This is a genomic window from Pseudomonas sp. 313, from assembly GCF_000316965.1.
GTDB lineage: Bacteria > Pseudomonadota > Gammaproteobacteria > Pseudomonadales > Pseudomonadaceae > Chryseomonas > Chryseomonas benzopyrenica.
The window spans coordinates 1-251 of the sequence record NZ_ANBZ01000055.1 but is presented as its reverse complement, the minus strand read 5'-3'; the positions used below and the strand labels follow the sequence as shown (position 1 = coordinate 251).

General features: G+C 38.6%; 1 protein-coding gene. It reads right to left on the bottom strand.

Translation table 11 applies throughout. From position 1 onward, the window contains the following. Positions 1–109 precede the first annotated feature (109 nt). On the bottom strand, positions 110–251 hold a 142-nt coding region (locus C722_RS25765; protein ID WP_157225829.1), incomplete at its 5' end, for a DUF1365 family protein.

The window sequence follows — 251 nt, the reverse complement described above, 5'->3', positions numbered from 1 at the left end:
CGACCAAATGGAAGCTGATTTAAACACTTCAAAAATAGTGTTCTACAAGTTTTATCTACAAAAGAGACCTCTGAAGTGGTCAGTAGTACAGATTCACCGAAAGACATTATTATTGTTCCTGACTCTTTTCTGGATGTGTATATAGTGGCGTTCGTTTCAGCAGTAACTTAAGCGCGTGCCAATAAATTCCGGCCACAGTTTTTATTGTCATACTGGGTATACGTTTAAGTGCGGCAGATAGATTCGCATTA